The following is a 13,184-nucleotide window of genomic DNA, read 5'->3' on the forward strand; positions in this document are numbered from 1 at the left end:
TGCAGGCGACAGATCGCAGGCGCTGGTCTTTACTCTGAAGCGCGAAATCTCTCAATCGCCCCCAGGAGAAACAGACATGTCCGGATGGTACGAAGTGAGCAAAAGCAGCAACGGCCAATTCAGGTTCGTGTTGAAAGCGGCGAACGCCGAAACGATTCTGACCAGCGAGCTCTACAGCACCCGCGCCGGCGCCGACGGCGGGATTGCCTCGGTGCAGGCCAACAGCCCGCTGGACGAACGTTACGAGAAAAAATCGACCAAGGACGGCCACCCGTACTTCAACCTGAAGGCGGCCAATCACCAGATCATCGGCAGCAGCGAGTCGTATTCATCGGATGGCGCGTGTGACAAGGGCATTGCCAGCGTGAAGGCCAACGGCCCGACCAAAGTGATTAAGGACAAGACCCAGCCGGTGCTCTGAAATCCGACATCAACCTGTGGGAGTGAGCCTGCTCGCGAAAGCGGTGTTCCAGTCACCTTTTGGGTTGGCTGATATGCCGTCTTCGCGAGCGGGCTCGCTCCCACAGGTGACCGCATTCCATTGTGGGAGCGAGCCTGCTCGCGAAGGCGTCAGCCCGGCCAATATCAAACCTCAACCGGTACCGACAATTTCGGATCGCCCAACGCATGGCTCTTGGCATCAAAGAACCGCAACTCAACCCCGGTACCTTCAAACACCTTGGCGTAGTGACGCTTCTGATGCTGGATGAACGCGGCACTGCGCGGATAAATCGAGATCGCCACGCACTTCGGTCGGGCCAGGCGCAACGCGCGCACCAGATGCGCATCCTGCTCGCCCAGCGCGTGGCCGAAGATGCACAGGCTGTCGCCATGGGCCAGTAACTGCTCGTAGCAGAACGACAGATAATCCGAGCTGCGGATGGTCTTGAGCTTGTCCGCGCTCGGCCCTTCGGTGACGAACAGCGGCACGTCGTCCAGCGTCTTGATCGTATTGTTGATGGCGAAGCTGCCGAGCAGGGTGCCCTCGGTCGAGGTCAGTTTGCGTGCGGTGCCGTCCTGATTGCGCACCAGATGCAGACCGCCGTGCAGGTACAGCAGGCGCGGTTTGTCGGTGGCGCTCTGGCTCAGATCGAAACTTGCGTCCGCGCCGTTGAACAGGTCGTCAATGGCCTTGCCCGGGTGTTGCAGTGCCCAGTAATTGAGCAGGTCGTAGTTGGTGGTGAACACCGTGCGATAGCGCGCCAGTTCTGCATTGAGCACTGTCAGTGTCGAAGGCTGCACCAGCCGCCACGGGATGTGCACCGCGTGCACGGTGTTGATCAGCGCTTCCTTGATTGCGTAATAGCGATTGCGCGGCGCCGCCGAGCTGACCGCCAGGGCCTTGTTGACCCGGCTGGTAGTTTTCAGGGCGCCCAGCACTTGCTCGAAGCTGCGGGTTTGCAGCGCGTCGAACACCGCCAGTTCCGATGGGCTCAGCGGTTTCTCTTCGACCGTACGGGCGTTTTCGAACAGCGAGTCGTAGCCGAAGTCATCCCAAACCGCACGGCTGGCGCCATTGCCCACCAGCAAACCCTGGAAATCGTTCGCGGCGCGCAAGGCGCTCCAGTCTTCGAGGGTGGCGTCGACATTGAGAAAATCGGTCATTGCGTGGGCGGTCTCAAAACAAAGGGCAGATGGACGGCGACTTTATCACGAGCGGACATTGAGCCAGATCAACATCGCTCGTGACCGATCGGTCGATTCTGTGTGCACCCGCCGAATCGAGGCAGTCGATCCGGCTCCAGTCAGGAGACACACGATGAGCAGCACCTTCTTCATTCCGGCGGTCAACATCATGGGCAGCGGCTGCCTCGACGAAGCCATGGTTGCGATTCGCAATTATGGTTTTCGCAAGGCGCTGATTGTCACCGATGCCGGGCTGGCCAAGGCTGGCGTGGCCGCAATGATCGCCGAGAAACTGGCGATGCAGGACATCGATTCGGTGATCTTCGATGGCGCCAGACCGAACCCGACCACGGCCAATGTCGAATCCGGTCTGGGGCTGCTGAAGGAAAGCCGTTGCGATTTCGTCGTGTCGCTGGGTGGCGGCTCGCCACATGATTGCGCCAAGGGCATCGCCCTGTGCGCAACCAATGGCGGGCAGATTGGCGATTACGAAGGCGTCGACCGCTCGAGCAAGCCGCAATTGCCGCTGATCGCCATCAATACCACCGCCGGCACTGCCAGCGAAATGACCCGCTTCTGCATCATCACCGACGAGTCGCGCCACGTGAAAATGGCCATTGTCGACCGCAACGTCACGCCACTGCTGTCGGTCAACGACCCGGAGTTGATGGTCGCGATGCCCAAAGGCCTTACCGCCGCCACCGGCATGGACGCGCTGACCCACGCCATCGAAGCCTACGTCTCGACCGCCGCCAACCCGATCACCGACGCCTGCGCTTTGAAGGCCATGAGCCTGATCAGCAGCAACCTGCGTCTGGCCGTGCGCGACGGCAGCGACCTGGCGGCGCGGGAGAACATGGCTTACGCGCAGTTCCTCGCAGGCATGGCGTTCAACAACGCCTCGCTCGGATTTGTCCACGCCATGGCGCATCAGTTGGGCGGCTACTACGACTTGCCCCACGGCGTCTGCAACGCTGTGCTGTTGCCGCATGTGCAGAGTTTCAATGCGCTGGTCTGCGCTGACCGACTCAGGGACGTCGCCCACGCCATGGGCGCGGATATTCGTGGTTTCAGCGCGGAGGAGGGCGCACAGGCGGCGATCAATGCCATTCGCAACCTTGCCAAGGACGTCGAGATTCCCGGCGGACTGCGTGAGCTGGGCGCGAAACTCAGCGATATCCCGGTGCTCGCCACCAACGCCTTGAAGGACGCCTGTGGACTGACCAATCCACGGGCGGCGGATCAGCGCCAGATCGAGGAAATTTTCCGCAATGCGTTTTGAATGAAGGCGCGCAGGCGAGCGAAGTCGGACAAGCCTTCGCTTGCTTCTGCGACCACGGCAAATGTCCGCACACGGCCCCAATCTGAAACCTTGCCGGCGATGTTGTGGACGGCGGAGATACGGTACTGCCCGACCGCCAGGGAGGGTGCTGCCGGGGTTTGCCATTTCCGGTCGCTTTCGACCGCTGCTCTGGCAATCTCCAGGCCAGTGTCCAGATCGAAAATACTGACGAAACCCTCGGCTCGCATGACATCTCCCGAAAAGATCAGAGGCGTATCGACCTGCGCGCCCTCAATCGGTTCGACAACGACCGGGACGTCGATCTCGGGCCGCAGTCGCACCTCATATCCGCGCTCTTCGCTCCATTCGGACGTGATGCCTGCATAGGTCTGGTGGGCGTGAATCTTCTGCTGGCCCTGGGCCTGAACGCCGGTGATGCTGAACGCCCATCGTCCATTTGCGCTGACCAGCCCTTCGCCAAGCGAATGGGTGTTTTCAATGTTCCAGACGTGCACAAGAGCATTGGGTATGCCGCTGCCGAGCAACAATGTCGCAGGTCCCGTCGTGCTGGCCTCCTCGGGATAAGTGATGGTCGGGGCCGGTTGTGAAATTTGCTCGTCGCGAGTGCTCATCATGCTTCTCGTCCATGGCTGATTTGAACGCTGAGGTTGGCATGACGTGCCTGAATTCGAACCTGTAAGAACTACCAGTCATTCAGTCTTTTTTACACAGTAGGTAATTTCTTTTTCTTCTAAAAAACTGTCATTTCTGTCAGTTGCCCGGCGTGGCGACCTGGGGTCGAATGCTCGCTACGAGGGGGTCGACGTCGATCTCTTGAGGAGCATACGAACATGTCGGAATCTATCGCGCCATTGTCCCCAAACGTGCAGTCAGCCGGGGAGCTGGATGCGCTCTTTGGTCTGCGAACGCTGAAATTCCCCGGAGCGGGCAAGACCATTGCCAAAGGCGTGGCGATCACGCCTTCGGGGCAGATCATGGTCAGCGTTACCGTCGAGCAATCGGGCCATTCGTACTACGGCCTTGCGCGCCTGGATGCCGATGGCAATCCGGATCCGGCTTTCGGCACTGGCGGATATCTCAGCGGCCAGTTCGGCACAGGCTCGCTCACGCAAGGCGGGCCATTGATCGTTGATGCGCTGGGACGGATCTGGATGTGCGGTGTGATTGGCGTCGTCAAAGACCAGGCTCTTGAATACCAGCAAGTCATCGCCCGGTTTCTGCCCGACGGCTCGCCGGACATCGAGTTCGGCGGCGACAGGAATGGCTACCGGATTGTGCCCATGCGGATTCCGGCGCTCTTTGGGGCCACGCATGGGCAACTGCTGCTGGCGAAATCCGATCCGCAGCTTGCGCAGCCGGACCGGCTGCTGTTCGTGACGGCGCAAAAGGGCAGTGGCCTGTTGACGCGGTTCAATCTCGATGGCTCGGACGATTTATCGTTCGCCAGCAACGGTTGGCTGCCCCTGTCACTGCCAGGGGTGGCCATTTCGCTGTCCGGGATCATCCAGCTCGACGATGGGCTGATTCTGCTGCATGGCAAAACGGAAGTAACCAATCAGGGACTGGTCATGGCGTTCGACCACAGCGGGAAAGTTGCACAAGCGTTCGGCGACAAGGGGGTACTGCTGTTGAACATTCAGCGCGATGGCCAGCCGCTCGAAAGCAGCGTGACGGACATCGCGGTGCAAACGGCGCAGCGCCTGCTTCTGCTCGGTTCGGCGGTCGAGTCCACGCAAGGCAGGAAACTGCAACACGGGTTCATCAGTGGTATTACCTACTCCGGCCAAATGGATGACGCGTTCAACAATCCTGTCCTCACCCCGACGGCGCAGGAACGGGATCTGAGAGGTTGGCAAGCAGGGTTTGCGCTGGATGACATCGCCGGTAAACGGATTGTGGCGGTCGGACAGACCTCGGGCAGCGCACGAGGCTTGTTGACGGCAGGCTTTCTGGTCGATGGCGCAGTGGATGATTCGTTTGATGTCGAGGGCGCGAAGGACATTTCATGGCCAGCCATCGATGCCTGCCTGCAAGGCTTATCGATCCTGGTGTTGGGTCGCAGGGACGACAGCGCGCAGCTGGTTCGCTTGCTGACCGCGCCTGTCACAAAACAGCGCGCCAGCATGAGCAACTGAGCAGTCAGCGGTAAAACCGGGCTATCCTGCCGGCTCGGATGAACCCTGCCTTCGAGCCCACCATGCTGCAAAAAAGCCTGATCCGCCGTCTCGACCTGATCACTCTGCAACTGTTCGTCGCCGTCCACGAGGAAGGTACGTTGACCCGTGCGGCTGCGCGCGAAGCCATCGCGGTGTCGGCGGCGAGCAAGCGCCTGATGGATTTGGAGGAGGCGCTGGGCATCGCTTTGTTCGTGCGCCAAGCCAAAGGCATGATCCTCACGCCGGCCGGTGAGACCCTGCTGCACCATGCGCGGCAGATGCTCTTCAACGTGGAAAAGATGGGCCTGGAACTGGGCGAGCACAGCCACGGTGTGCGGGGTTACGTGCGCATGCTGGCCAATCTTTCGGCGATCATTCAGTTCCTGCCCGAAGACTTGCGCGACTTCTCCGCGCGGCAGCCGCAGGTCAAGACTGACCTTGAAGAACGCCCCAGCGCCGGGGTGATTCAGGGCGTGCTCGATGGCGTCGCCGACCTCGGCATCTGCTCCGACGACAGCGACACCAAAGGCCTGCACAGCGTGTTGTACCGCCAGGACAAACTGGTGGTGGTGATGCTCCCGGAGCATCCGTTGGCTACGCGCGCATCGGTGACTTTCGATGAAACTCTCGACAGCGATTACGTCGGCTTGCACGCAGCCAGTTCGATCAACATGCGTACCCATGCGGCGGCGCGGCAGGCGGGCAAAGTCCTGCGCATCCGCATTCATGTGCCGGGATTCGATGCGGTGTGCCGGATGGTCCAGGCGAACATGGGCATCGGCATTCTGCCGCAGCGAGCCTATGAGTTGTTTGGTCAGGCACTGGGCTTGCGTGCGGTGCCGCTGACCGATGCCTGGGCGGATCGCGCGCTGATTGTGGTGGTGCGCGATGAGGCAGGGTTGTCGCCGGTGAGCCGGATGTTGTTTGAGCATTTGCGCGGGCGGTAGATCTTCATTGCGGCTGATGGCCTCTTCGCGAGCAGGCTCGCTCCCACATTGAACTTGTGTGAACACAGAATCTGAAACCACTACAGATCCTTGTGGGAGCGAGCCTGCTCGCGAAGGCGGCCCTGAATTCACCACGCAATCACAGAGGAGCATTCGCATTTCGCGAACGCCCATTGCCGAGAGACGGCTGGATTCGCTGACGATCGTTCCTCTAGCCTTGGCGACATATTCCAAGAACAAGAGGTACCCGCGATGACTGCCCCTTTGAGTGCAATCAAAGTGATCGAGATCGGCACCCTGATCGCCGCGCCGTTTGCCGCGCGCATGCTTGCCGAGTTCGGCGCCGAGGTGATCAAGATCGAAGCCATGGGTCAGGGCGACCCGCTGCGCAAATGGCGCAAGCTGCACGAAGGCACATCGCTGTGGTGGTACCTGCAATCGCGCAACAAGAAATCCCTGGCGCTCAATCTCAAATCCGCTGAAGGCATCGAACTGGTCAAGCAACTGGCCGGCGACGCCGACGTGATCATTGAAAACCTGCGCCCCGGTGCGCTGGAAAAACTCGGTCTGGGTTGGGACGTGCTACATGCGCTGAATCCGAACCTGACCCTGGTGCGTATCTCCGGCTACGGCCAGACCGGCCCTTACCGTGACCGGCCCGGTTTCGGTGCGATTGGCGAGGCCATGGGCGGCATCCGCTACACCACCGGCAATCCCGATTCGCCACCGGCGCGGGTCGGCGTCAGCCTCGGCGATTCGCTGGCCTCGTTGCACGCGGTGATTGGTGCGCTGATGTCGCTGTTGCGGGTCAAGACTGGGCAGGGCGGTGGGCAGATCGTCGATGTGTCGCTGGCCGAAAGCGTGTTCAACGTCATGGAAAGTCTGGTGCCGGAATACGACATGCTCGGCCATGTCCGCGAACGCAGCGGCGGCGCCTTGCCGGGTATCGCGCCCTCCAATACCTACCTCACGGCCGACGGCGCCTACGTGGTGATTGCCGGCAATAGCGACCCGATCTACAAGCGCCTGATGCACACCATCGGCCGTGCTGATCTGGCCGACGCAGAAGAGTTCGCCCACAACGACGGCCGCGCGGCGCAGAGCGGTTTGCTCGATGCGGCCATCACGCACTGGACCAGCAGCCTGCCGATCGACGAGGTACTGGCTGCTCTCGAAGCTGCCGAAGTGCCGGCCGGGCGCATCTATTCGGTGGCTGATATCGTCGCCGATCCGCACTATCAGGCGCGGGACATGCTGCTCGATGCCGAGTTGCCCGGTGGCGCAACGGTGAAGATGCCCGGCATTGTCCCCAAACTCTCGGAGACCCCCGGCGGAGTGAACTGGTCCGGGCCGAAACTGGGCCAGCACACCGACGCTATTCTCGCCAATCTTGGCCTGACTGAACTCGACATCGAACGCCTGAAAAACCAAGGGGTGGTGCAATGATCACTGACTATTCGCAAACCCTGATCGTCCAGGAAGTCTCACCCCGCGACGGTTTGCAGATCGAGCCGACGTGGGTGGAAACCGCTGACAAGATCGCCCTGATCAATCAATTGTCACAGGCCGGATTCAGCCGCATCGAGGCCGGCTCGTTCGTCTCGCCCAAAGCCATTCCGGCCCTGCGTGACGGCGAGCAAGTGTTCAACGGCATTCAGCGCCAGCCGGGTGTTATTTACGTGGCGTTGATCCCCAACCTCAAAGGCGCGCAACGCGCATTGGCAGCGAATGCCGATGAGTTGAATCTGGTGATGTCCGCCAGCCAGACCCACAACCTGGCCAATATGCGCATGCGTTGCGAAGAGTCGCTGGCGGCATTCGCTGACATTGTTGCGTTTGTCAGCGGCTCAGGTGTGCGCCTCAACGGCAGCATCGCCACCACGTTCGGTTGTCCGTTCGAAGGCCGGATCGATGAGGATCGCGTACTGCAGATCGTCGACGCTTATCAAGAGCTCGGCATTCAGGGCATCAGCCTCGCCGATACCACCGGCATGGCCAATCCGCGTCAGGTCGATCGCTTGGTGCGGCGCGTTTTGCAGCGGGTTTCGCCGGCCGATCTGACCCTGCATTTCCACAACACCCGCGGCCTCGGCCTGTGCAATGTGCTGGCCGCTTACGAGGCCGGCGCGCGGCGCTTCGATGCGGCGCTGGGTGGCCTCGGTGGCTGTCCGTTTGCGCCGGGGGCGTCGGGCAATATCTGCACCGAAGACCTGGTGAACCTGTGCGCTGAAGTCGGCATTCCCACGGGGATCGATTTGCCGCTGCTGCTGAAGCTTTCGCGCGGCTTGCCGGCGCTGTTGGGCCACGATGTCCCCGGCCAACTGGCCAAGGCCGGGCGCAACTGCGATCTGCATCCGATGCCCACCTGAGAAACACCAGTACCCCTGTGGGAGCGGGCTTGCCCGCGATGACGGCAGCAAATTCAACGAAAGCGTTAGCTGAACTGACGCCATCGCTGGCAAGCCAGCTCCCACACAAAAGCGCTCCACAGGGAGCGTCATCACCAGACAACAAAAACAATCGGACGCCCATCGGCAGTCCGCCTGGAGAAAATCTATGAGCCTCAATGTAATGGAGGCGGGCGTGAATCCGTCCGTCGATCACGACGCCGAAAAAGCCCTGGTCAGCAAAGTTGCCTGGCGCCTGATGCCGCTGATCATGGTCTGCTACCTGTTCGCCTTTTTCGACCGCATCAACATCAGCTTCGCCAAATTCCAGTTGCAGACCGACCTGAGTCTGAGCGACACCGCGTATGGCTTGGGCGCCGGGCTGTTCGTGGTCGGTTACGTGCTGTTCGAAGTGCCGAGCAACATGATGCTGTACAAGGTCGGCGCGCGGCGCTGGATCGCGCGGATCATGATGTCGTGGGGCGTGGCGACGGCGGCGATGGTCTTCGTCAACAGCGAATGGCAGTTCTATGCGCTGCGCTTCGTCATCGGTGCGATGGAAGCCGGGTTTGCTCCGGGCGTGCTGTATTACCTGACGCTGTGGTTTCCGCAGCACTTCCGTGGCCGCATCACCTCGATGCTGTTTCTCGCCTCGGCGTTTGCCGGGCTGGTCGGCGCACCGTTCTCAGGGCTGGTGTTGCAACACCTCGATGGCGTATTGCAGATGCGCGGCTGGCATTGGTTGTTCCTGCTCGGAGGCGTGCCGTGCATCGCGCTGGGTTTTCTGGTGCTGACGCAGCTGAAGGACCGCATCGAGGATGCGCACTGGCTGACGGCTGACGAGAAGAAATTGCTCTCCAGTCGCATCGCTCATCACGAACCACACAAGAGCGGCGGCTCATTGCTCGCGGCGCTGAAAATTCCCGGGTTCCTGACGTTGGGTTTGATCTACTTCCTGATCCAGGTCGCGTCCTACGGTTTGAATTTCTGGGCACCGCAATTGATCCGCAGCGCCGGCACCGAAAGCCCGGTGATGATCGGCCTGCTGACCGCCATTCCGTACATCTGCGGGGCGATCAGCATGGTGGTGATCGGACGCTTGTCCGACGCCACCGGTGAACGGCGCAAGTTTGTCGCCGGGCTGGTGATCGTCGGCGCGATCGGCTTCTTCAGCGCGGGAATCTTCGCCAGCCACACGACCTTCCTGATCGTCGCGCTCGGCCTGCTCGGCGCGGGCATCATCGCTTCGATTCCGAGCTTCTGGACCCTGCCACCGAAACTGCTGGCGGGCGCCGGTGCCGGCGCAGCGGGCGGGATCGCGGTGATCAATACCCTGGGGCAGTTCGGCGGGATCGTCAGCCCTGTCATGGTCGGACGCATCAAGGACCTCACCGGCAGCACCACCCCGGCGCTGTACGTCATCGGCGTCGCCGCGCTGATTGCGGCCGCTTTGCTGTTGTGGGGCTTGCCGCAGAAGTTGCGTACGCTGGACAAGTATTGAGATTGGCGGCGTCTGTGATGACGCCTTCGCGAGCAGGCTCGCTCCCACTTTGGAATGCGCTTTCCTGTGCGAGCGTGCCTGCTCGCGAATTCCGACTTCAGACACATGAGAAGATTCGCTGGCCAGATCTGTTGAATCCTCCGATGCAGAAAGGGATAGTGCGCGCCTGGAAATATCTTCAAGGAGCAGGAAATGACAGTGAAGTCAGTATGGATCAGCGCAGCGCTCTGCGGGTGGTTCATGGCTGGGCAGGCCTGGGCCGATTGCACACCGCCGGCGGTCAGCGCGGAAGCGGATTTCTCGCTGTGCAAAGAATGGCCGGCTTATCCGTCGCTGACGATTATCGCGCTATCGACGTTCGTGCCCGATCCGGTCTATGGCCATGACGGCAGCGTGGGCTCGTACGATCTGGATCTGGCTATCATCACGGCCGGCAGCCCCAAACCGCTGGCAACCTATCATCAGCCGTCGGCGTTTCTCTCCGATGCCATCGCGCTGGAGAGTCTGGAGCTGGATACGGCGCGTTATAAACTCACGCCCGACTTTCGTGCATTCGGCGTCCGCGCCCATTTCAAAGGCTCGTCGCGCGTCAATCCGCTGGATGAAACCCTGCTGTCGCTCTACGTGAAAGAGGGCGACAAGGTGCGCCCGGTGCTGGATCGCTTGGTCGTCTACAGCTTCAGTGGCGAGTGGGATGGCAATTGCGCCGGAGAGCGCTCGGAGACGGTGCGTACGCTTGAGATGGGCAAAACCAGTTCCCATGGTTACGCCGATATCATTGTCCGCTCAGTCACCATGGGTCTGGTCGGTGAGGGGCCACCCGACACCTGCGAGTCGAAGACCACTCACGAAAAGCCGGTGCTGACCACGTTGCGCTATGACGGACAGCAATATTTCGTTCCCGAAAATCTGAGAGGCTATTGAAGGCGCGTCGTTCTACTTCCTCGATCCCGACGGGCACGAGCTGGAAGTCCACGTCGGCGATTTGCAATCGCGGCTGGCTACGTGTCGGCAGAAACCGTACCCCGGCATGCGTTTCTGCGACGAACCCTGATCCGCTTCAATCGCGGTGATATAGACTCTGCGCCACGTGTTCTGGCGCTTGCAGGTTTCTCATGACTCCATCATTGCTGTTGGCCGTTCTGGCTTCGGGTTTCATCTACGGGATCACGCCCGGGCCGGGCGTGCTGGCGGTGTTCGGGATTGGCGCGGCCCATGGCCGGCGCGCCGGGGCGGGTTTTCTCTGCGGGCATCTGCTCGGCGATGTGATCTGGTGCAGCACCGCGCTGGTGGCGATTGTCGGTGCGCGGGAAATCGGCAGCACCGCGTTCGATGTGCTCGGCGTGCTCAGCGCGTTGTACCTGTTCTGGCTCGGCTGGCGTGCGGTGCGTGCCCAACGCCGCAATGGCGACGAAGCGCAAGGGGCGGCGCGGCAGCCGTTCTGGCACGGCATCGTCTTCGGCCTGACCAATCCCAAGGCCTATCCGGTGGCGGTGGCGACCTTTACGGCGCTGTTGTCGAGCCGCGCCGAACTGCTCAACTGGTCGATGCTACCTGCACTGATCGCCCTGAGTTTCATCGGCGGCGCCCTGGCCTACGCTATCCTCATCGGCGTGGTCGGCGCACAGCGAGTGCGCATGGTGTATCAGCGGCATGAGCTGCTCATCACGCGTTTATGCGGCGTGATGTTTATCGGCTTCGCCATCAACGCGTTGATGCACGCGCTGCCGGGGCTGCTGCCGAACAAGACTTGATGGAATGGGCAGGGACGCGCAATCACGATCATGGATGATTGAAATCGCTGCACAGTGCGGACAATCGTTAGAACCATGCAAAGCCCCAACCCTGCGCCGCTGGCGAGCTACATTGACCTGTTGCTGGATGCCGTTTGCGCGGTCGACAAACAGGGCCGTTTCGTTTTTGTCAGCGCTGCCTGCGAGCGGATTTTCGGTTACACGCCTGACGAACTGATCGGCCGCTCGATGATCGAGCTGGTGCACCCGGCCGATCGCCAGCGCACCCTCTCGGCCGCGGGCGAAATCATGGGCGGCGACCCGAAGCACAATTTCGAGAACCGCTACCTGCGCAAGGACGGCAGCGTCGCGCACATTTCCTGGTCGGCGCGCTGGTCGGAAGTCGATCAACTGCGCATCGCCGTCGCCCGCGATATCACCGAGCGCAAGCAGGCCGAGTCGCGGCAAGCGGCGTTGTACGCGATTTCCGAAGCGGCGCACGCGGCGGAAGATTTGCTGGCGCTGTTCAAACGCATCCATCTGCTGATTGGCGAGTGGCTGCCGGCGCTGAATTTTTCCGTGGCGCTGTACGACGAACACTGCGCGCAGCTGAATTTTCCCTATCACGTCGACGATCACGAATTGCAGCCCGAGCAGCCCGGCACCGTCATCGGACGGCTCTGCGCGCAAGTGATCCGCAGCGGCCAGCCAATGTTGCTGACGCCGGACAGCGCCGATGCCACGCCCGATTTTGCTGAGCTGGTGGCGGAACAAAACGCGCCTTGCTGGCTCGGTGTACCACTGAACTCAAAAAACGGCACCATCGGCGCCTTGATCGTCAAAAGCCTCGCTGGCGGCGAACGCTACACCGAGCAGGACAAGGAACTGCTGCAATATGTCTGTGCACAAGTCGCCACGGCCATCGAGCGCCAGCAACTGCACGCGCGGCTCAAGCGCATGGCGCAATACGATCAACTGACGCAACTGCCCAATCGCGAACTGCTCCGTGATCGGCTCAGGGCTGCGCTGGCCGATGCGCGAACCCTGCACGGCCACATGGCGCTGCTGTATGTCGATCTGGATCGCTTCAAACAGGTCAACGACACCCATGGCCATGCCGTCGGTGACATGCTCCTGCAAACCGTGGCCAACCGGCTGAAAGGCTGCGTGCGTGAAACCGACACGGTGGCGCGTATCGGTGGCGATGAATTCGTCGTGCTGCTGCACAGCGTGCATACCGCCGACGATCCCGACAGCGTCGCCAGAAAAATCCGACAGGTGCTGGCGCAGCCCATGCGCCTCGACGGGCATGACTTGTGGATCGAATCGAGCATCGGCGTGGCGCGCTTTCCTGAACACGGCGAAGAAGAACAGCAACTGTTTCGGCATGCCGATCAAGCCATGTATGCGGCCAAACGCCTGAATCATCGGGCCTTGGGCAGCTGAAGCGAGCGCGCCGTTCGTCGCGGTTCAGGCAGATTTTCTAAACCTTTGACCGCTAAAGCATTCCTAACTGAGGCGGACAATTGTC

The 13,184-nt window shown here is 61.2% G+C and carries 12 protein-coding genes and 1 pseudogene; 11 read left to right on the top strand and 2 right to left on the bottom strand.

The window, feature by feature from the left end; translation table 11 throughout:
- Window positions 1–76: 76 nt before the first annotated feature.
- The gene (locus ASG55_RS02825; RefSeq protein WP_056783446.1) at window positions 77–421 is read left to right on the top strand and encodes a YegP family protein; all 345 of its coding nucleotides are present in this window, start codon (window positions 77–79) and stop codon (window positions 419–421) included.
- 164 nt (window positions 422–585) lie between these two features.
- On the opposite strand, the gene ASG55_RS02830 is transcribed toward ASG55_RS02825, so the two are convergent.
- Window positions 586–1,605 (bottom strand): DUF4917 family protein, encoded by a 1,020-nt coding sequence (locus tag ASG55_RS02830; RefSeq protein ID WP_056783449.1) that lies wholly within the window; start codon window positions 1,603–1,605, stop codon window positions 586–588.
- A 154-nt stretch (window positions 1,606–1,759) separates the two neighbouring features.
- Between ASG55_RS02830 and yiaY the strand changes: the two genes are divergently transcribed.
- Window positions 1,760–2,908: an L-threonine dehydrogenase gene (gene yiaY / locus ASG55_RS02835; RefSeq protein ID WP_056783452.1), complete on the top strand. Its 1,149-nt coding sequence runs from the start codon at window positions 1,760–1,762 to the stop codon at window positions 2,906–2,908.
- On the opposite strand, the gene ASG55_RS02840 is transcribed toward yiaY, so the two are convergent.
- A complete protein-coding gene (locus ASG55_RS02840; RefSeq protein ID WP_177342705.1) occupies window positions 2,869–3,543 on the bottom strand; it encodes a hypothetical protein in 675 nt (224 codons plus the stop codon). The genes yiaY and ASG55_RS02840 overlap by 40 nt on opposite strands.
- 216 nt (window positions 3,544–3,759) lie before the next feature.
- Here ASG55_RS02840 and ASG55_RS02845 point away from each other — a divergent pair, with 216 nt between their 5' ends.
- The 9 genes and pseudogenes from ASG55_RS02845 to ASG55_RS02880 all read left to right on the top strand — a co-directional run bounded on the left by ASG55_RS02845 (window position 3,760) and on the right by ASG55_RS02880 (window position 13,099).
- Window positions 3,760–5,064 carry a hypothetical protein gene (locus ASG55_RS02845; protein WP_056783455.1) on the top strand — a complete coding sequence of 435 codons (1,305 nt, stop codon included), beginning with the start codon at window positions 3,760–3,762 and terminating at the stop codon, window positions 5,062–5,064.
- A gap of 62 nt (window positions 5,065–5,126) precedes the next feature.
- Window positions 5,127–6,032 carry a LysR family transcriptional regulator gene (locus tag ASG55_RS02850; RefSeq protein WP_056783458.1) on the top strand — a complete coding sequence of 302 codons (906 nt, stop codon included), beginning with the start codon at window positions 5,127–5,129 and terminating at the stop codon, window positions 6,030–6,032.
- 252 nt (window positions 6,033–6,284) lie between these two features.
- The gene (locus tag ASG55_RS02855) at window positions 6,285–7,478 is read left to right on the top strand and encodes a CaiB/BaiF CoA transferase family protein (protein ID WP_056783462.1); all 1,194 of its coding nucleotides are present in this window, start codon (window positions 6,285–6,287) and stop codon (window positions 7,476–7,478) included.
- On the top strand, window positions 7,475–8,401 hold the full coding sequence (locus ASG55_RS02860; protein WP_056783466.1) for a hydroxymethylglutaryl-CoA lyase: 927 nt from the start codon (window positions 7,475–7,477) through the stop codon (window positions 8,399–8,401). The genes ASG55_RS02855 and ASG55_RS02860 overlap by 4 nt, the downstream gene beginning before the upstream one ends.
- 187 nt (window positions 8,402–8,588) lie before the next feature.
- Window positions 8,589–9,920: an MFS transporter gene (locus ASG55_RS02865; RefSeq protein ID WP_016771305.1), complete on the top strand. Its 1,332-nt coding sequence runs from the start codon at window positions 8,589–8,591 to the stop codon at window positions 9,918–9,920.
- A gap of 192 nt (window positions 9,921–10,112) precedes the next feature.
- Window positions 10,113–10,844, top strand: a complete 732-nt coding sequence (locus ASG55_RS02870; protein WP_056783469.1) for a hypothetical protein — start codon at window positions 10,113–10,115, stop codon at window positions 10,842–10,844.
- A pseudogene (locus ASG55_RS26085) lies at window positions 10,843–10,974 on the top strand (glutathione transferase); the annotation flags it as partial. The gene ASG55_RS02870 and the pseudogene ASG55_RS26085, both read left to right, overlap by 2 nt.
- A gap of 61 nt (window positions 10,975–11,035) precedes the next feature.
- Window positions 11,036–11,674, top strand: a complete 639-nt coding sequence (locus tag ASG55_RS02875) for a LysE family translocator (protein ID WP_041478891.1) — start codon at window positions 11,036–11,038, stop codon at window positions 11,672–11,674.
- A gap of 75 nt (window positions 11,675–11,749) precedes the next feature.
- Window positions 11,750–13,099 (top strand): sensor domain-containing diguanylate cyclase, encoded by a 1,350-nt coding sequence (locus tag ASG55_RS02880; protein ID WP_056783472.1) that lies wholly within the window; start codon window positions 11,750–11,752, stop codon window positions 13,097–13,099.
- Window positions 13,100–13,184 lie beyond the last annotated feature (85 nt).

It is taken from the genome of Pseudomonas sp. Leaf434, from assembly GCF_001425545.1.
GTDB classification, from domain to species: Bacteria; Pseudomonadota; Gammaproteobacteria; order Pseudomonadales; family Pseudomonadaceae; genus Aquipseudomonas; species Aquipseudomonas siliginis.